Origin of the sequence: Corynebacterium tuberculostearicum (genome assembly GCF_016894265.1) — a bacterium.
GTDB lineage: Bacteria > Actinomycetota > Actinomycetes > Mycobacteriales > Mycobacteriaceae > Corynebacterium > Corynebacterium tuberculostearicum_D.
Genome location: NZ_CP069791.1, coordinates 622291 through 638996, shown reverse-complemented (window position 1 = coordinate 638996; position 16706 = coordinate 622291). Strand labels below are relative to the sequence as shown.

General features: G+C 59.3%; 19 protein-coding genes and 1 pseudogene. 9 read left to right on the top strand and 11 right to left on the bottom strand.

Translation table 11 applies throughout. The features are described 5' to 3' along the window. Positions 1-26: 26 nt before the first annotated feature. The 3 genes from I6J28_RS03265 to I6J28_RS03255 are packed head-to-tail and all read right to left on the bottom strand — an operon-like array spanning position 27 to position 2619. Complete coding sequence (locus I6J28_RS03265) at positions 27-947, bottom strand: DUF5926 family protein (protein ID WP_204610761.1); 921 nt, start codon at positions 945-947, stop codon at positions 27-29. A 20-nt stretch (positions 948-967) separates the two neighbouring features. Continuing rightward, the gene (locus I6J28_RS03260; protein WP_005327032.1) at positions 968-1672 is read right to left on the bottom strand and encodes a glycerophosphodiester phosphodiesterase family protein; all 705 of its coding nucleotides are present in this window, start codon (positions 1670-1672) and stop codon (positions 968-970) included. Further along, on the bottom strand, positions 1672-2619 hold the full coding sequence (locus I6J28_RS03255) for an L-lactate dehydrogenase (RefSeq protein ID WP_204610760.1): 948 nt from the start codon (positions 2617-2619) through the stop codon (positions 1672-1674). The genes I6J28_RS03260 and I6J28_RS03255 overlap by 1 nt, the downstream gene beginning before the upstream one ends. Positions 2620-2706: 87 nt before the next feature. Here I6J28_RS03255 and I6J28_RS03250 point away from each other — a divergent pair, with 87 nt between their 5' ends. Next, positions 2707-4449, top strand: a complete 1743-nt coding sequence (locus tag I6J28_RS03250; protein WP_204610759.1) for an alpha/beta-hydrolase family protein — start codon at positions 2707-2709, stop codon at positions 4447-4449. Here the strand turns inward: I6J28_RS03250 and msrA are convergent. Then, on the bottom strand, positions 4446-5093 hold the full coding sequence (gene msrA / locus I6J28_RS03245) for a peptide-methionine (S)-S-oxide reductase MsrA (RefSeq protein WP_204610757.1): 648 nt from the start codon (positions 5091-5093) through the stop codon (positions 4446-4448). The two genes, I6J28_RS03250 and msrA, sit on opposite strands and share 4 nt — an antisense overlap. Before the next feature lie 163 nt (positions 5094-5256). Between msrA and I6J28_RS03240 the strand changes: the two genes are divergently transcribed. Then, positions 5257-5859, top strand: a complete 603-nt coding sequence (locus I6J28_RS03240; protein WP_005325362.1) for a superoxide dismutase — start codon at positions 5257-5259, stop codon at positions 5857-5859. 42 nt (positions 5860-5901) lie between these two features. On the opposite strand, the gene I6J28_RS03235 is transcribed toward I6J28_RS03240, so the two are convergent. Next, positions 5902-6756 (bottom strand): LysR family transcriptional regulator, encoded by an 855-nt coding sequence (locus I6J28_RS03235; RefSeq protein WP_204610755.1) that lies wholly within the window; start codon positions 6754-6756, stop codon positions 5902-5904. A 71-nt stretch (positions 6757-6827) separates the two neighbouring features. Here I6J28_RS03235 and I6J28_RS03230 point away from each other — a divergent pair, with 71 nt between their 5' ends. Beyond that, the gene (locus I6J28_RS03230; RefSeq protein WP_204610754.1) at positions 6828-7979 is read left to right on the top strand and encodes an MFS transporter; all 1152 of its coding nucleotides are present in this window, start codon (positions 6828-6830) and stop codon (positions 7977-7979) included. 10 nt (positions 7980-7989) lie between these two features. Beyond that, positions 7990-9288, top strand: coding sequence for a copper oxidase (locus I6J28_RS03225; RefSeq protein WP_239454648.1), 1299 nt, complete (start codon positions 7990-7992; stop codon positions 9286-9288). Here I6J28_RS03225 and I6J28_RS03220 read toward each other — a convergent pair. Then, the gene (locus I6J28_RS03220) at positions 9275-10711 is read right to left on the bottom strand and encodes a TM0106 family RecB-like putative nuclease (protein WP_204610752.1); all 1437 of its coding nucleotides are present in this window, start codon (positions 10709-10711) and stop codon (positions 9275-9277) included. The two genes, I6J28_RS03225 and I6J28_RS03220, sit on opposite strands and share 14 nt — an antisense overlap. A 69-nt stretch (positions 10712-10780) precedes the next feature. Here I6J28_RS03220 and I6J28_RS03215 point away from each other — a divergent pair, with 69 nt between their 5' ends. The 3 genes and pseudogenes from I6J28_RS03215 (at position 10781) to I6J28_RS11975 (ending at position 11912) form a co-directional block, all read left to right on the top strand. Continuing rightward, complete coding sequence (locus I6J28_RS03215; RefSeq protein ID WP_005325356.1) at positions 10781-11413, top strand: DUF6474 family protein; 633 nt, start codon at positions 10781-10783, stop codon at positions 11411-11413. 144 nt (positions 11414-11557) lie between these two features. Beyond that, positions 11558-11716 (top strand): annotated as a pseudogene (locus I6J28_RS11980) (hypothetical protein); the annotation flags it as partial. A gap of 103 nt (positions 11717-11819) precedes the next feature. Beyond that, positions 11820-11912 (top strand): Lsr2 family DNA-binding protein, encoded by a 93-nt coding sequence (locus I6J28_RS11975; RefSeq protein ID WP_430516391.1) that lies wholly within the window; start codon positions 11820-11822, stop codon positions 11910-11912. Here I6J28_RS11975 and I6J28_RS03205 read toward each other — a convergent pair. Both I6J28_RS03205 and I6J28_RS03200 read right to left on the bottom strand, forming a co-directional pair. Then, a complete protein-coding gene (locus I6J28_RS03205) occupies positions 11909-12547 on the bottom strand; it encodes a LuxR C-terminal-related transcriptional regulator (protein ID WP_005327021.1) in 639 nt (212 codons plus the stop codon). The genes I6J28_RS11975 and I6J28_RS03205 overlap by 4 nt on opposite strands. Before the next feature lie 37 nt (positions 12548-12584). After that, positions 12585-13748: a sensor histidine kinase gene (locus tag I6J28_RS03200; RefSeq protein WP_179387152.1), complete on the bottom strand. Its 1164-nt coding sequence runs from the start codon at positions 13746-13748 to the stop codon at positions 12585-12587. On the opposite strand from I6J28_RS03200, the gene I6J28_RS03195 reads away from it, so the two are divergent. Beyond that, positions 13747-14283, top strand: coding sequence for a DUF2020 domain-containing protein (locus I6J28_RS03195; protein ID WP_204610750.1), 537 nt, complete (start codon positions 13747-13749; stop codon positions 14281-14283). The genes I6J28_RS03200 and I6J28_RS03195 overlap by 2 nt on opposite strands. On the opposite strand, the gene I6J28_RS03190 is transcribed toward I6J28_RS03195, so the two are convergent. After that, on the bottom strand, positions 14280-14432 hold the full coding sequence (locus tag I6J28_RS03190; protein WP_204610748.1) for a hypothetical protein: 153 nt from the start codon (positions 14430-14432) through the stop codon (positions 14280-14282). The two genes, I6J28_RS03195 and I6J28_RS03190, sit on opposite strands and share 4 nt — an antisense overlap. Next, positions 14432-15094, bottom strand: coding sequence for a class E sortase (locus I6J28_RS03185; protein WP_005327018.1), 663 nt, complete (start codon positions 15092-15094; stop codon positions 14432-14434). Before I6J28_RS03185 ends, I6J28_RS03190 begins: the two co-directional genes overlap by 1 nt. A gap of 33 nt (positions 15095-15127) precedes the next feature. Between I6J28_RS03185 and yidC the strand changes: the two genes are divergently transcribed. Beyond that, entirely contained in the window at positions 15128-16072 is a 945-nt protein-coding gene (yidC, locus tag I6J28_RS03180) for a membrane protein insertase YidC (RefSeq protein ID WP_204610746.1), read from the top strand. Here yidC and I6J28_RS03175 read toward each other — a convergent pair. Further along, positions 16029-16637 (bottom strand): TetR/AcrR family transcriptional regulator, encoded by a 609-nt coding sequence (locus I6J28_RS03175; protein WP_204610744.1) that lies wholly within the window; start codon positions 16635-16637, stop codon positions 16029-16031. The genes yidC and I6J28_RS03175 overlap by 44 nt on opposite strands. Positions 16638-16706: the final 69 nt, after the last annotated feature.

Below are 16706 nucleotides of genomic sequence, written 5' to 3'. Positions count from 1 at the left end.
TACCGGGGAAGGGCCATTTCCTGTCTTTAGCGCAGGGTCACCTGGCGGGACTTGATGTTTTCTAGCTGCTTGCGCTCATCGGCGTTCAGCTGGGCATCATTAGAGATTTCTTCCTCCAAGGCCTTGTCCACGCGGGTGAGGTGCTCCTCATAGGAAGCGTGGTCAACCTCTGGATCCAAGTCGAAGACTGGAGCGATGAGACCGTGGGTGCGGAAAACACCGGCGAACTTGGTGCCCTCGCCCAAGTTCAGCTCACCGCGGGCGGCGACGCGCGCCAGTGCGTTCAGGAATGCGGCTTCATCATCACTCGGGCGGACCCAACGGATGTGGGCCTTGCCGCCGCCGGCATTTGCCCAGAAGGCCGCACCGGTGATGTTCTCGCCCACCTGGTGGGACTCGATGACGGAATCATTAGCGGCGCGTAGCGACTGCGCAATCTGCGGGGTGACCTGTGCTCCCTCCGGAATCCACCATTCGAAGTCCTGGTGAACCTGCACGTCGAGGGTAGCGGAGGCATCGATAAGCTCCTCCAGCTTCGGCTCCGAGCCGTCAGCCGCGGTGGATTCCAGGGTGGCACCCGGCTCGTTATTCTTCACCCAGTTAAGGGCAAAGGCGAGGTCGCGGCCCGGGTTGTGGGTGTGGGACTGCACCTGCAGGCCCACGAAGGCATCGCCGCCAAATTCGGTGTCACGAATGAGCGCAGCAGAAGCACCCGGCAGGACGGTGGCTACATACACGTTCTTGTCGCAGCCTTTGACGTCAAGCTTGGCAAAAGCGGAGGGGACGAACTCCTGCATGGCGACCAGGGAGGCCTCCGCAGCAAGTCCGCCGTAGGGGCGGGGATCCTTTTCCAGGGCGGCGCGCTCTTTGGCGCGGGCAGCGAGCTTTGCCTGGCGGCGGGACATGCCCTCAGGCAGCTGTTCCTTGTTCTTTTTCTTCTTGGCCATGCCTCCAAGATACCTGCTTACTAGAGCTCAATGGCATGTAGGGCCACTTCGGGTTGGTTGGTGGCGAGCATATCTACCCCGTTAGCCCACGCCCACTTCATATCCTCCGGCTTGTCTACGGTCCACAGGTAGGTAGGCAATCCCTGCGCGCCGATAATTGCCGGCTGCAGCTTCGCGCGCAACAACGATACGCCAAGCGCGGTGGGCCTGGACAGCATTACATCGGGACGGTTGACGTGGCGTTCCCAATCGCGGCGAAGATAGATCCGGTCCATGTGCGGCGCCAAATTCTGCATGCGGCGGATGGCGTGGTGGGAAAAGGAAATGACGTGGATCCGGGGGTCATCGAAAAGCCCCGCATAACGCAGGCGCAGCACCGTTTGCTCCTCCAGGATGTCGCCCTGCCCGGAGGGGTGCTTAGTCTCGATATAAAGGTGGTGCGGTTTGCCCTCGAGCAGTTCCAAGAGTTCGTCGAGAAGCATCATGCGCTGGCCCGAACCGATGTCAACGCCGCGCAATTCTTCCCAGTCCATCTTGGAAATGCGGCCGGGGCGCCCCGCGGTGCGGTCCAACGTGGGATCGTGCTGGACCACTACTTTTCCATCGCGCGTCAAGCGCACATCGCACTCGACGCCGTGAATTGGCAAATCTAGGGCTTTTTCAAAAGCTAGAGGGGATAGCTCCGGATATTTTCCGGAGTATCCCCTATGGGCGACAATCTTCACTAGCCGAAGAACTCTTCCTTGATGTCATTCAGGGTCTTGGCAGAAGCATCGAAACGCTCCTTTTCGTGTTCATTGAGCTGCAGCTCAATCGCGCGCACGATGCCGGAACGGTTGATGATGGCAGCGGTGCCGATGTAGAGATCCTCTACGCCGTACTCGCCCTGCAGGTAAGCAGATACTGGCAGTGCCACGTCCTGGTTCTGGATGACGGCGGCGGTGATGCGGGCCAGGCCCATGCCGATGCCAAAGGAAGTAGAGCCCTTAGCGTCAATGATGGAGTAGGCGGCATCACGGGTATCTTCGAAGATCTTCTCGATGCGCTCTGCATACTCCGGATCCGAGTCCAGCTTCTTGGACATCGGGACACCAGCGATATTCGCGGTGGAGACGGCCGGCAGCTCGGAATCGCCGTGCTCGCCCACGATGTAGGCGTGTACGGACTTCGGTGCAACATCTTCCAGCTCGCCCAGCATGTAGCGGAAACGAGCGGAGTCCAGCACGGTGCCCGAGCCGATGACGCGCTTGTGGTCCAGGCCGGAAGCCTTCCATACGGCGTAGGTCAGGATATCCACTGGGTTGGAGGCAACCAGGAAGATGCCATCAAAGTCATTCGCCATGACGTCAGAGACGATGCTGTTCATGATCTTGACGTTCTTGCCCACCAGGTCCAGGCGGGTCTCGCCCGGCTTCTGTGCGGCACCGGCGCAGATGACGACCATATCGGCGTCTGCGCAATCAGCGTAGGTGCCCTTGGTGACGCGGGTGCGGGTGGGGGCCCAAACAACACCGTGGTTGAGGTCCATGACGTTGCCTTCTAGCTTCTTTTCATCGATGTCGATGATTGCCAGGTGGTCAACGATGCTTTGGTTGATGAGAGCGAAGGCGTAGGCGACTCCTACGTCGCCGGCGCCGATGAGAACTACCTTGTTTCCTACATGATTTGCCATGACCCCATTGTGCAACTATTTGGGGATCTTTGCACGGGCTAGATCTCACTCTGAAATTCCCACCGAAATCTGGGACAATCGGGCATTATGAAACGCGCTCTCCGCCGCGCTGCACTAATCGCTCTTGGCGTAGCCGCGGATCTCACGCCCATCGTCCGTATGACCAGCCGGCAAACCTTACCGCCCAATATGTCGGCTGGAATTTTGGGTGCGGAATTGGCCACGTGGGCGGCTATTTCGCCCTCTCTCCTTCCTCGCCCGTGGTGGGTGACCGCCGCCAACGTGGCAATTGGTCAGGGCATTGGGCATCTTGGGGCGGCGTCGACAAGCTTTGTCCTCAATAGCATTGGCAAGCGCCCGCAGGACCGCCTTGGCCCTCAACATCGACAAATTGTGCACCTTGCTATTGGCGCCGGGACTGCATTTAATGCCGTGCTTTCGCTGCGCAACCAGAAAAAGCAGGCGGAGTTGGTCAATAAGCAACTCGTGCGTGGGCCCGCCACGGCGGCCATCGGCTTGGCCGCGGGCACCGCGGGCTACGGCACTCTCCTACTCATCGGGGAAGCAACGCAGCTTGCCGTCACTAAACTGTCACGCCAGCTAGGCCGCTGGGTGCCTGCACTCATTGCTTGGCCGGTGGTTACCGCCGGACTGAGCCTCACGGCATTTGCGCTTTCTGATCGCGTGGTCTTTCGACGCTGGCTGCGCTCACTATCGCACCAAGCGCAGCGAATTAATAAACAGATTTTTCCCGGCACTTCTATGCCGTGGGAGCCGGAGCGCTCCGGCAGCCCGTGGTCGCTCGAGCCGTGGTCGGCATTGGGACAGCAGGGACGCCGGTTTGTCTCCAATGGCCCCCGCGCCCGCGATATCCGCACAGCGACGGGAATCGATGCCAAGGAACCCATCCGCATCTACGCCGGATACATCCCAGGGCGCTCCTTCCAGCAATCCGCGGAGAAGATCCGCGCCGAACTCGAACGCACTGGTGCCCTGCGGCGAGAGACTATCGTCATCCAAATGCCCGCCGGCTCGGGGTGGATCAATAATTGGGGTGCTTGCTCTTATGAGTTTTTGACCGGCGGTGATTGCGTCACCGTCACCATGCAGTACTCCTACCTGCCCTCGGTTTTTGCCTACCTCGTGGATAAAAACGCCCCGAAGCAGGCGGCGCGCGAATTGATTCGGGTGATACAAGAAGAAATAGATAAGCTGCCCGAGGAAAACCGCCCACGGCTCTATTTTGCAGGTGAATCGCTTGGCGCCTACGCCATTATGGATAACTACCATAATGTGGAAGACCTACTTTCCGCGTGTAATGGCGCAGTTTTTTCCGGCCCCCCGCGCATGACACACTTTACTCAGCGCCTGCGCCGGGATATTGGTTCCCTAGAACGCCTGCCCGTTATCGATGGCGGTAAACATGTGCGCTACGCGGCGGCTCCTGACCATACGCTGCACGACGCCTTTGGCAATGACTACGCCCATACCTGGCGCCGACCCCGCATGCTCATTGCCCAGCATGCTTCCGACGCCATCGTGTGGTGGGATCTCAACCTTCTCATGCGCAGGCCCACCTGGATTCATGAACCGCAGCCGGAAGCGCTGCACGCGGATACCTTCCGGCAGCTGCATTGGGTTCCGTTTATTACCTGGTGGCAAATTGGCTTGGACCAGATCAATTCCCTCAACGTCCCTGGCGGGCACGGACACAACTATTTTGAAGAAATGCTCTGGTATTGGGATGAGGTCTTAGGATCCCAATCCCGCCAATCGCTCACGCCGAAGTTAGCCAAAAAGATTGCCCGCTTTATTCGGCGCGATGCTTAGTCGCATTTCACCCCAGTACTGTGGTGCGGGCAGTACCCATTAGGTACCTTATATAAGTACTGCTGATGCTCATCCTCAGCCAGGTAGTACTCCCCAGAATCAGTTTCGGAGAGGAGTTTGACTTCCGTGGTGGTATCTCCAAATCCGAATTCTTTGAGCTTCTCTGCATAGGAATCCACGATGCCCTGGATTTCTACGCGCTCTTCCTCCGTGCGTGGGTAGAAAGCAGAGCGGTATTGCGTTCCTACATCGTTGCCCTGGCGGAAGCCCTGCGTGGGATCGTGCGCTTCTAGGGCCTGCACCACAAGATCACGCAGGCTGATACGCTGCGGGTCATAGACCACCTCCACCGCCTCGGCATGGTTGGTTAGCCCACGACACACCTCGTAGTACGTGGGATTCGGGGTGGTACCGCCTGCATAGCCCACCGAGGTGGATTCCACGCCTTCGGTCTCCCAAAACATCTTCTCCGCACCCCAGAAACATCCCACCGCAATGAGGATGGAACGCTGGCCTTCTTTCCACGGTCCGGTAATCGGCGTTCCTAAAACAGCGTGCGGAGCAGGGTCCAGAATCGGTTCGGTTCGCCCCGGCAGGGCTTCGTCTGCGGCGACGAGTTTAGGCTCCGGTTTAAACATCCACATGAGGTATAGCTCCTTCCTTATTCCTTCTTCCCAACGTTGTACTGCGAAAAGCTATTCCGCGGCCAGTTAATATTCCCGCTAGTTCCACAATTCGAATTAATCATGGCGAAATCTTTCCACGGTGCCTATCATCGGGACACGTACCCGAAGAAAGGATTTAAAAATGGCTGTTTACGAACTTCCTGACCTCCCATACGCATTCGACGCACTGGAGCCACACATCTCCGCAGAGATCATGGAGCTCCACCACGATAAGCACCACGCAACCTACGTTGCTGGCGCTAACGCTGCACTCGAGGCACTCGAGGAAGAGCGCAACGGTGAGGCTAACCCGGATCGCATCCGCGCCCTCTCCAAGAACTTGGCATTTAACCTGGGTGGCCACACCAACCACTCCATCTTCTGGAAGAACCTGTCCCCGAACGGTGGCGGCGAGCCTACCGGCGAGCTGGCAGAGGCCATCAACCGCGACTTCGGCTCCTTTGAGAAGTTCAAGGCTCACTTCTCCGCTGCTGCTACCTCCCTGCAGGGCTCTGGCTGGGCAGTTCTGGGCTACGACCACATTGCTGGCCGCCTCATCATCGAGCAGCTGACTGACCAGCAGGGTAATACCTCCATCAACTTCACCCCGCTGCTGATGCTGGATATGTGGGAGCACGCTTTCTACCTGCAGTACAAGAACGTTAAGGCTGACTACGTTAAGGCCGTATGGAACGTCTTCAACTGGGATGACGTTGCTGAGCGTTTCGCTGCAGCCACCAAGTAACTCCTTGTAGTTACTTCGGCCGCCCCTTCGGGGCGGCTTTTTCTATGCCCGGATAAATTCCCGGAATTGCCGCACTGGGGGCGCATCATCCCCGGCGCGCCACACCAAACCGAGCTCGCGGTACGCTGGCGGCGTGAGGGGGATCAGGCTCCCCACCTGCAGATAGGGATCATCCAGCGGCAACAGTGCCACCCCGAGTCCTGCCGCTACCAGCCCCGCAACGGTAGTAAGCTCCATTGACTCGAAGACGAGGTGGGGGCTAAAGCCAGCGTCGTCCGCGAGGGCATCGAGAAGCATGCGCGTGCCATAGCCCGGCAGCATGCCGATGAACGGTTCTGCAGCGAATTCCGCTAGTTTCACCTCCCGCCGGTTCGCTGCCCAATGGCCTTCCGGTACCGCAAGGCCTAGTCGTTGCACCTTTATCTGGTGCCATCCCAGGGCCGCATCAGGCCGCGGGCCCACGAGGGCGAGGTCGGATTCGCCGTTTTCCACCCTGCTCACCAGCTCCTGCGCCGCGCCTTGATGCAGGCGAATATCCACGTGCGGGTGCTGCGCGCGATAACTCTTGAGTAGGTCCGGAACCAGCCAGGTGCCCAACGAGTGCATGAAATCTAGGCGCACGGTGCCGCGCTCTGGATCCATGAGGCGGGCAACATCGTCCCGCCCTACCTGATAGGCGCGGAGCATGTCCCGCCCAGCCGCAGCGAAGGCCCTCCCGCGCGAGTTCACGTGCAGGGTGCGCCCAGTGCGCTCGAAAAGGCGGGCGCCAAGACTAGCTTCTACGCGCTGTACGCGGCGGGTCAGCGCGGATTGGGAGATCCCCAATTCATCGGCCGCAGCGCCCACGCGACCATGATCCACCACGGCGAGGAAGCCGCGGACATCCTCCACATTCATGCATACTCCGCATCGATTAGTGTAATTTTCCACATTTTACACATGCTGCGTGTCCGGGCAGGCTAAATGATATGACTCGAACGCGGCGCGCTACGGTAGCCATGCTCCTTGTGGGCTTGGCTATATTCTCCAGCCTGTATTCCACCCAAGCTATTCTTCCCACGCTGGTAGACAATATGGGCCTTTCTTCCACCGAGGCGGCCATGACCGTATCGGCCGCCACGGGCGCGCTGGCCCTATGCGTGGTGCCCGCATCGATTCTCTCCGAGCGTTTCGGTCGCGGACGTATCCTGCTCATTTCGGCCGTTGCCGCGACCGGCGTGGGGCTCATTGTTCCCCTCGCCCAGGAGGGGTGGCAGCTCATCGTGGTACGCGGCCTGCAGGGTGCGCTGCTCTCTGGCGCCCCCGCCACCGCAATGGCATGGCTTTCTGAAGAACTCGAGGACAAAGCCCTGCCGCGGGCTATGGGCCTATACATTGCAGGCACCTCCGTCGGTGGCCTTACCGGCCGCCTCATCCCCACCGGACTGGTGGAGATTTCCACGTGGCGCTGGGCGCTCTTCGGCTCGGCGCTGGTCTCACTCACCTTTGCCATTACGGCTTGGCTGCTGCTTCCTACCCAACGCAATTTCCGGCCTAAATCCATCCATCTCAAGACCGAAAGCAGGGCACTCTTTGGTCATTGGGCCAACCGGGATTTGGCCTTGCTCTTTCTCACCGCATTCCTGTCCATGGGCACGTTTGTCTCCATGTATAACTTCTTAACCTTCCGGCTCATCGATGATTTTGGTCTGGCCCCTTCGCTAGCCGGCTTGGCCTTTTTGTTTTACCTCACCGGCACATGGTCCTCAGCGCGAGCAGGTTCCCTTGTCGCACGCATAGGCCATGGGAAAACCCTATTCGCCTCTGCCGTGCTTTTTGCCCTTGGCATCGCGCTGTGCGCCGGCAACCTACCGATGACGCTTCTGGGCATGATCGCCTTTACCGTGGGCTTCTTCGCGGTGCATTCCACCGCCTCTGGGTGGGTGGGCCAGATCGCCACCCATGACCGCGCGGAGGCTTCTTCGATGTATGTGTTCTGCTATTACTTCGGCTCTTCTGTGGTGAGCGCATGTGCCGGCCTGCTTTTCGACGCCCTATCGTGGCCCCTCTTCATTGCCTTCTTCACCGCCGTAGCCCTCGCCCTTACTGCACTGACTTGGACCAAGATTAAATCCGACTAAAATCGGTTTTATGCCTGAGAATAAGTGGTCGGCGCGGACATGGCACCGCAAAGCCTCCCGTCCCGTATCCCTATGGATGATGGTTTTCATCCTCGTGGGTGCAACGCATACCTTGGTCCCGAACTACCGGTGGGTACTCATCCACCTATTCACCCTCGGACTGGTGAGCAATAGCATCATCGTGTGGTCCCAGCACCTGACGGAGAAATTCACCCAACAGCGCCTCCCCGAATCCACTCGGCCTACCCAATTGGCCCGCATCTATGGCCTCAATGCCGGAATCATCCTCGCGTTAATCGGTCAAATCCTCATGGAGTTCTGGTCCCAGCACTGGATTGTTACCCAGGTGGGCGCCACACTCATTGCGTTCATGATGCTCTGGCATGCAGCATCGCTTTTCCAGCAATGGCGCGGTGCCAAAGATAAACGCTTCCGCCCCGTGGTGGGCGCTTATGTACTTTCCGCCCTGTGCCTGCCGGTGGGTGCCATCTTTGGCGGCCTGCTGGCCGTCTACCCCGGCCATCCCACGCTGCTACTCGCCCATATCGCGGCCAATATCGGCGGATTCATCGGCTTGGCCGCGGCCGGTTCTCTTACCATCCTTTTCCCCTCCATCTGGCGCACCCAAGGTATTAATCGCCACATACACTCCTCCTTTGCGCTGCTCGCAGTCGGTGTGGTTGCCACCATCGTGGGCGCTTTCCTCGGCTTCCCCCAGTTGGGACTTATAGCCTACTGCTGCGGTTGGGCGCTGAGCTTGCAGCAGTGGCTCGCTAATGTGCTGACGGTGGCTAAGGACCCGCGCGATCGCATCACCTTTGCCTCGGTCTCCGTGCTCATGGCCTCGCTATGGCTGGTGCTGTCTTTGGTGTATTACACGGTGCAGCATTTCTTTATGCCCGAGCCGGCGCTGCCCACCCTCTCCTTGCTGGTGGGGTTTGCCGGTCAACTGCTCATCGGCGTGATGAGCTACCTCTTGCCCAGCACCATGGGTGGCGGCCCCGCTGCCGTCCGGGCGGGCTTGCAGCAACTGGACAAACTCGGCCTCCTGCGCGCCACCTTCGTCAACGGTGGGCTGCTCATCTGGATCGGCACCGATATTTCCCTGCTTAAGGTGGTCGCCTCCCTCTTGTGCATCCTGCCCCTGGCGGTCTACCCCGTGCTCATCGCCCGGGCGGTCAAGGCCCAGAAGCAGGTCTTGATGAAGAAGGCGGAGGGCCCGGATCCGAAGCCGGGGCCAGAATGGAACCAGGTCTATGCGGGCGTAGCGATCCTCGCGGTCGTCTACGCCCTATTTACAGCGCTGTAGTACCCAGCGCGCCGGTATCCATCCACTCGCGGACCGCGCGGGTAGCCTGGACGTCGCCGGAGTTATACTCCAGCAAGCGCTGCCGCGCCACGAGGTCACCGGCTAGCGCCTCGCGGCGCGCGTTCACGGATTCTTCGCCGTCGAAGTCTTCTTCTGGCCAGGTAAAACCCGCTTCCGGGGCGACTACCTTCAGGCCTAGGCCGAAGGGGCCGGCGAAGGATCGTTTGACGTGGGCGAACATATCCACCCACTCCGGTGAGGAGATAAACTCTTCTACTTCCCGCTCATCCACCTCGCGGAAGCGCTGCGCGGACATGCGCATCCAGTGATTTTCACCGTGGGACGAGTAGCAATATGCAGCAAATGTTTTGCCCTCCGCATGGGCTTTAGCACGCACATCCATCAACCAGCGCCAAAACGCCGCAAAGTTCTCTGCCTCGGCGCGCCCACCCAACGGCTCCCACGTAACAAACGGGACGTAGTTACCGTCGTACCACGCTCCCCATAGATACGCGCCCTGGTCCAGGTAGGCTTCCATATCCACGTCTACCTCCACGTCTGCGCGCGGAACGTGCACGTCGCCGCCGCGGCGCAGCAACACCTCCCCGGCGCGCCAGGCGGCAGCAAGGCGCGAGGGCTCGCCCAGGTCGGCGTCGATAAGCGCCTGCACGGTAGTAATCCCGCGCTCGCGATAAGGCTTAGCGCGGTCGCCGGATAGGAAGAGCGAAATATCATCCGCCGCCACCAGCTCTTGCTCGCACAAAGACCAAAAGCGGCAGCTCGCGCACTCCTTGACCCGCACCGGGGCGGTAGGAAGCGGCTGATTCCAGGCGCGTTCCAGATCAAACTTGGCTGTTTCCGTAAAAAATGCCCGGGTGCGGTCCTGGCCGATGGCCCCGCCCCGGCCGGAATCGAGTCCGAGATCCCGCAAAGCACGGGCGGCAAACGCTAAGCGGTAACCATCTACCGCATGATGGCGCAGCTTATACGGCGCCTCGAGCGGCTCACTCAGGCCCAAGCGGTGGGTAGGCACCGCCGGCGTCGTCTTGGTGTCGTTCTTGCGGGCCACACGGTGATTGGACACGATAATTGGGGTGTACTTATCGCCCTCGCGCAACAGCAAATCTACGCGCACCATCCACTCCGCGGTGGCGAAGACCGCGTTGGTGATGTGCGTATACCCAGAAGCTAAGGCCTCAAGGGTGCGCATGGAGCGCTCCCACTCATCGCCTTCCAGATCGATGCGGCGGAACCGGCCAGAGCCCTTGCGGGGAAACATCTCCATGACGGCCTCCACTGCGGCCGCGTGGCGTTCTGCTCGGGCAATCGAGGCATGGGTACGCGGCATCTCGGGGTGCGCGCGCCGCTGTACTAAGCGGTAGCGGCACCCCACAAGGTCCGAAGCAACAACCACATCCTCCACACCGGGTGAGCTTAATAGAACGGCAAGGTAAAGTTGAATCCAGACTCGATCAAACGTGAGGGAAATTTAATGAGCATTCTGAAGAAAGTTAAAAAGGCCCGCCAAGAAGCACGCGCACAGGCAAAGGCCGCCAAGACCCGTGCCAAGGCAGAGGTAAAGGCCCAGTCTAAGGACCGTCGCCGCCAGCAAAAGCTCCTGGCCAAGCAGGAAAAGCACCTCATTAAGTCGGAGGAAAAGGGCCTCAAGAAGCGCCGCAAGCATGAGGAGAAGATGGCCAAGAACGAGCTGGCCAAGCTCAAGGCCGGCCGCTTTAACTCCGATAATGTCAAGCGCTACGCCGGTGCGCTGCGCACCGCCGCCCCCCTGCTGCTGCCGCTCCTCTACCGCGGCTACGTGGGCCTGAAGACCGAAGGCGAAAAGCGCAAGGCCGCTAAGGCCGGCGTGAGCTCGGATCAGATGGCTTCCTTCTCCGGCTACGGTGCGCCGCTCAAGGCCCGCACCGCCGGCATCCGCAACTCCCTCGATAACACGGACGTTCCGGCCGGCTTCAAGCGCGATGTGCGTGACCGCCTGCAAGAAGTAGACTCCGCCATCGATAATGCCGAGTTCATGACCGAGCAGCAGCGCCGCCGCGCTCACAAGACCATTAGCTCGGAAATTGACTCCATTACTGCGGAAATCCAGCAGCGCCTGGCCCAGTAAAAGAGATACACGCCGCCACCGCCTCCTATTCGGTGGTGGCGTTTAATTTTTTTCTATAAAGATCCGGGATTTTTCGGGAAAAGTATTTTCGGCCAGAAAAGTTGCTGATAATCTTCTCACCGCCCTACCCCTTTAGCACCGTTTATGCTCTCTGTGCTTGGTGCAATTTTTAAAATTGGAGGAAATATTTCCCGCCGTGAAGTGACCCAATTTTACGACGACTTGGACCACACCCTAATCCCCGAAGACCAGCTAGAAGTCGTTAGCTTCAGCGTAAACAGTCAAAATTACCTTATCGATCTCTCCACGGATAATGCGCGGCATTTCCATAATCTGCTCGCCCCCTACGTGGACGCCGCCCGCATAGCCCCCCGCGCACGATGCGCAGCGGGCAAACCCCAGCCAAATCCGCGAATGGGCCCGCACCCAAGGCCTGCCAGTGGCGCACCGCGGAAAGATCCCGCAGGACGTCATCGAGGCCTATAACGCCGCTAATTAAAGCACGCCTTGCTCGCGCGCTGCCGCCACAGCGGAGGTGCGCGAGCGCACGCCCAATTTGTCATAAATGTGCACCAGGTGGGACTTCACCGTGGCCTCAGACAGCATGAGATCCTGGCCAATCTGCCGGTTCGACGCACCCGCCGCAACTAGCTGCAAGACCTCAAGCTCACGCGGCGTGAGCGAGGTGCGTGGCGTACGCACGCGAGTCATCAGCCTATCGGCCACGATGGGAGATAGCGCCGAATCACCCTCCGCAGTCGAGCGCACTGCGGCCAGCAGCTCGTGCGGTGGTGCGTCCTTGAGCAGGTAGCCCACGGCGCCAGCTTCGATAGCCCCGAGGATATCCGCATCAGTGTCATAGTTGGTAACCACGAGGACCTTGGGCGGGGTGGCCATCGCGGAGCGAATCTGCGCGGTTGCCTCCGCGCCGCCCATAACGCGGGTTCCTTCCACGCCCGCGCCGAAGCGCAGGTCCATCAAAATGACATCGATGCCGCCCGCCTGCGCTGCCGACACCGCAGCTTCGGCCGTAGCGACCTCCCCTACGACGTCGATATCCTCTGCGCCCTCAAGCACGGAGCGCAGACCCAGGCGGACGATTTCGTGGTCATCTGCCAATAGGACCCGAATCACGACATTCCTCCTATCGATGTCATTGTCAACCAAAAGTTTAATCTACCCGGTTGCCTAAGGGCATACTAACTGACACGGCAGTGCCCTCCCCCGGTGCGGATTCAATAATGACCTCCCCACCTAGCTCCTGTGCCCGGCGCCTAATTGCGGCCAGCCCAATATGCCCCAGCCCTGCCGGGGTACTTTCCACCGCGGCTGGATCAAAGCCCTTGCCGTTATCCACCACGTCCAGGCGCACCTCATCGCCCTCATAGGTCACCGTGATCCGGGCGCGGCTTGCCTCTGCATGCTTGACGACGTTCCCCACAGCGCCCTGCGCAATCCGCAGCAGCGCCGCCTCTACCTTCATGGGCAGCTGCTGTACCTCTCCTTCGGATTCCACCTCGACGTGGATATCTCCGGTAGCGCCGAAATTTTCCGCCATACGGGTCAACGCGGCCTCAAGGGATGCCTCATTGAGCGTCGGCGGCTGCAAAGCGGCAATCATTGCCCGCGCTTCGTGTAAATTATCCGCGGCCGTCCTGCGGGCCAGCTCGATGCGCTCTCGCGCCTTGTCCGCGTCCTGCTTATCCAGATCACGGTCCGCCGAATGCAGGAGCATTTGAATGGAAGACAGTCCCTGGGCAAGGGTGTCATGAATCTCGTGCGCAATGCGCTGACGTTCGGCCACCATGCCGGCATCGCGCTCCGTGGCTGCCAGCTGCGAACGGGTTTCAATCAACTCTTTATTCATCCGCGACAGTGTCCGGAAGGCGTAGGTGATCGCTATCGTCACCAGCGCCGAGACCGCCGGCCCCATGACGCCGCCGAAGGTCAGACCCTGCGGAATCTGCACCACCACGGTGATGATCGAGGCAACGATGACGCACGCGATGCCCGCCGCCATGTCCAGCACCGTGAGGTACAAAAAGAACATGGCGAAAACCAAATAGATTGCCGCGGGGGCCACGAACAGATCCGCAACCCACAGCACCGAGAGTATGCACAGCCACAGGTAGCGCACAGGCCGGGCCCAATATTCCCCGTATACCGAGCCTGCGAAGTACACGGCCGCAAAGCCCACCAAGAGCAGCAGGTTGATGATCGCTTGCGAAAGCGGCATTCGTGCGGAGGTAAAAATGCCTACCACCAGCAGGCCAGCGGTCAGGATATGGATGCCGGTGCGCAACGCATCGGTATCCCGGTCTATTGTGGGGCTCATGCGCAAAAGCCTACTTCCCCTACTCGCCTTAGCCACTTTTGGGATCGCCGGCTGCGATTCATCCGCACCCACCCCTGCACCAACCACTACGGTGACTCCGGAGGCTTCGGAGGCACCGGAGGTTAACGTGGCCCAAACCGCGGAAGTCAATGACTGGAGCGATTGCCCCTACATCGGCCCTGGCTGGCTCGAAGAAACCAACGGCCAGCGCCTGACCAAGCAGGGCATCGACACGCGCTTTCCCACCCCGGCCTGCGTCTTTTGGTCCTACCAGGACGACCCACAAGCCACCGTCATCGTGCGCGATATGCCCACGGTCGACGACGCCCGCGCCGCAGTGGATTGGGCCGCGCCTATCGACGCCACCGAACCGGCCTCCTTCGACGGCTGGGAAGGTGGCCGGGGCGTAGTCAATGAGCACGCCGTGTACGCCGTCCAGAAGGACACGCACGCGGTGCTGGTGTGGAGCAACCAGCAACAAACCGTTAAATCAGAGCAGATCGCCCACGAAGCGATCGCCAACTTGGGCCTTTAAACCGCGACGTCGTTGTACGGCATCATCGGCGACAGCCACGGGAATACAACCTCCATAAGTAGGAAGAAGACTCCCACCGCAATAACAATGGCCAAGATAACCTTCACCGCCGTCGGCCCCGGCAAGAGATTCCACAAAGCGCGATACATTATTTCTCCTCTTTTTCTACTTCCATAGCGTGCACAATCATGCGCTCCGCGTTGGAAAATTGCGGGTGACACGTGGTCAAGGTCAAGATCTCGCGGCTCGGTTCGGCGTCCGACTCTGGCACGGGGTTGGTCACCGAGACGTCGCCAGGCGTCGTAATATGCCGACCAGCCACATGGGAATACTCCGGCGGAATTCCATTGAAACAGTCCGCCTGCTCGCCATCGATGGGCAATACGCGATAGGTAATTCGCTCTTTCTGCGTCTCCACCACGATGTCATCGCAGGTCTCTAGCTTGCCCAAGTCATTAAAGGGAGCTCCCTTGCCCACGCGGTGGCCCGCAACCGCAAAATTGCCCATCTCTCCCGGCATCTGGGAATCCAGGTAACGCCCCGGGCCGCGCAGCAGGTCATCTTCATTGGTGCCCTCAATGATGGCGAAGCGGTAGTCAGAACCGAACGTGGGAATATAAAGCTGCGCGAACGCCTCACCCAACTCCGGCTCCAACTTCTGCCGCGGATTGCGCCATTGCTCGTCGAGGTGGGCGCTCGCCTCCTCCTGCAGCTGACCGGATTCTACATTTGTCCAATAGGCTTCATAGAATGCAAAGAGTAAAAGAACCACGCCAATGGTTAGCATGAGTTCCCCAAGAACTTTAGTCATGCCTTAGACCATACTGCCCATGAAAGGTTAAGCATGTACGAAGTCTTCATGTACCCAGTTTCCGGAATCATGAAATTCTGGCACTGGCTCATCAGCAGCTTCGTCGGTGAATCTACGGCCTGGCTGATCTCCATCATCCTGCTGGTTATCACCGTGCGCGGCGTCGTTGTTCCCTTGAACTGGATATCCGTACGCTCCGCCCGCATCGGCGCACTCATCCGCCCGGAGAATAACCGCATCAAAAAGCAGATGAATAACGCCACCACCACCGAGGAAATGGCGGAGCTCATGCAAGAGGAAAAGAACCTCATGAAGAGCTATAACTACAACCCCGCAGCTGGTTGTGTTCCCCCGCTCATCATGATTCCGGCCTTCATCGGCCTCTATCAAGTGCTCCTGCGCATGTCCAATATTGAGCGCGGCTCCACCACCGTGGGCATGTTGAATGCCTCCGACGTCTCGGCCTTCCGCGAAACCACCTTTTACGGCGCTCCGCTGACGGATTTCGCCCGCGAGCACGACGACCTCATCAATCCCATCCTCATTGCCGCCATCGCCTTTACCATGGCTAGTTCCGTCATTTCCCTCGTGCGCAGTTTCCGCACCACTCAATTTGATCAGAAGGTCAACCGCCGCGTCTTCATTCTCATGGGCTTTTTGCTCCTGGTGATCCCATTCTTCCTGTGGCACCTAGCCCAAACCGGACCTATCCCAGTGGCCATCATCCTTTACTGGGGCTGCGCCTATCTCTTCATGCTGATCCAAACCGCTATCTTTGAGATCATTTTGCACCGCGACTACCCGCTTACTGAGGATGTCCACGCTATGCGCCGCGAAAGCATTCGCCGCTGGCGCAAGCGCGAAAAAGAACCCGCCCTCTCCAAGGAGGAGAAGAAGCGGGTCAGCCAGCTACGTATGGAGGCGCGAAAGTACCTTAAATCGAATAATCAGCAGGGGGAGCAGAAAGCATCTGAGTAGCTAGGTCGCGGGCCGTCTGCAGCGGCCCAATCTCCTTGGTGAGCCGAGCACCCGCACGGCCGCCATCCAGGAAAATCAACAGCTGGCTCGCCTGCGAGGACGATGGGTAACCATTGCGCTCTGTCAGCAAGGCCGTCAGGGTGGAATGCACCCATTTGCGGTGTTCAACGCAGGCAGCCACGATACCGTGTTCCGCCTCGGTTTCGGGTCGCGGATACTCTCCGGCCGCATTCAGGAAATGAGAGCCGCGGAATTCCTGCTGGGGTTCTTCTTCGATCGCCTTATCAAAAAAGGCCAGGATCTTTTGATCCGGATCCGTCATCTCCGCGGTACGCTGTTCCCAATCTTGGCGGAACTTCTCGTCCAAAGCTTCTACATAAGCGATAACGAGCGCGTCTTTGGAACCAAATAAAGAGTACAAAGAAGCTTTAGCCACATCCGCCTCGCGCAGGATGCGGTCGATTCCGATGACACGAATGCCTTCGGTAGTAAATAGCTTGGTCGCTGATTCCAGCAGCCGGCTGCGCGGGCTGGGCCGATTACGGCGCGACTTCTTCTCTGCCATGGGTTCCTCTCTAAAACGACAAAGCCGGTTCATCTATACTTTATAGACAAACCGGTTTGTACGCGAATT

Excerpts from the sequence above, each read along its gene's own strand:
- I6J28_RS03255 (WP_204610760.1), bottom strand. The coding sequence starts at position 2,619 with ATGGCAAATCATGTAGGAAACAAGGTAGTTCTCATCGGCGCCGGCGAC.
- I6J28_RS03225 (WP_239454648.1), top strand. The coding sequence starts at position 7,990 with ATGCCTGAGAATAAGTGGTCGGCGCGGACATGGCACCGCAAAGCCTCC.
- I6J28_RS03230 (WP_204610754.1), top strand. The coding sequence starts at position 6,828 with ATGACTCGAACGCGGCGCGCTACGGTAGCCATGCTCCTTGTGGGCTTG.
- msrA (WP_204610757.1), bottom strand. The coding sequence starts at position 5,093 with ATGTGGATGTTTAAACCGGAGCCTAAACTCGTCGCCGCAGACGAAGCC.
- I6J28_RS03215 (WP_005325356.1), top strand. The coding sequence starts at position 10,781 with ATGAGCATTCTGAAGAAAGTTAAAAAGGCCCGCCAAGAAGCACGCGCA.
- I6J28_RS03235 (WP_204610755.1), bottom strand. The coding sequence starts at position 6,756 with ATGAATGTGGAGGATGTCCGCGGCTTCCTCGCCGTGGTGGATCATGGT.
- yidC (WP_204610746.1), top strand. The coding sequence starts at position 15,128 with ATGTACGAAGTCTTCATGTACCCAGTTTCCGGAATCATGAAATTCTGG.
- I6J28_RS03250 (WP_204610759.1), top strand. The coding sequence starts at position 2,707 with ATGAAACGCGCTCTCCGCCGCGCTGCACTAATCGCTCTTGGCGTAGCC.
- I6J28_RS03265 (WP_204610761.1), bottom strand. The coding sequence starts at position 947 with ATGGCCAAGAAGAAAAAGAACAAGGAACAGCTGCCTGAGGGCATGTCC.
- I6J28_RS03240 (WP_005325362.1), top strand. The coding sequence starts at position 5,257 with ATGGCTGTTTACGAACTTCCTGACCTCCCATACGCATTCGACGCACTG.
- I6J28_RS03200 (WP_179387152.1), bottom strand. The coding sequence starts at position 13,748 with ATGAGCCCCACAATAGACCGGGATACCGATGCGTTGCGCACCGGCATC.
- I6J28_RS03185 (WP_005327018.1), bottom strand. The coding sequence starts at position 15,094 with ATGACTAAAGTTCTTGGGGAACTCATGCTAACCATTGGCGTGGTTCTT.
- I6J28_RS03175 (WP_204610744.1), bottom strand. The coding sequence starts at position 16,637 with ATGGCAGAGAAGAAGTCGCGCCGTAATCGGCCCAGCCCGCGCAGCCGG.
- I6J28_RS03190 (WP_204610748.1), bottom strand. The coding sequence starts at position 14,432 with ATGTATCGCGCTTTGTGGAATCTCTTGCCGGGGCCGACGGCGGTGAAG.
- I6J28_RS03195 (WP_204610750.1), top strand. The coding sequence starts at position 13,747 with ATGCGCAAAAGCCTACTTCCCCTACTCGCCTTAGCCACTTTTGGGATC.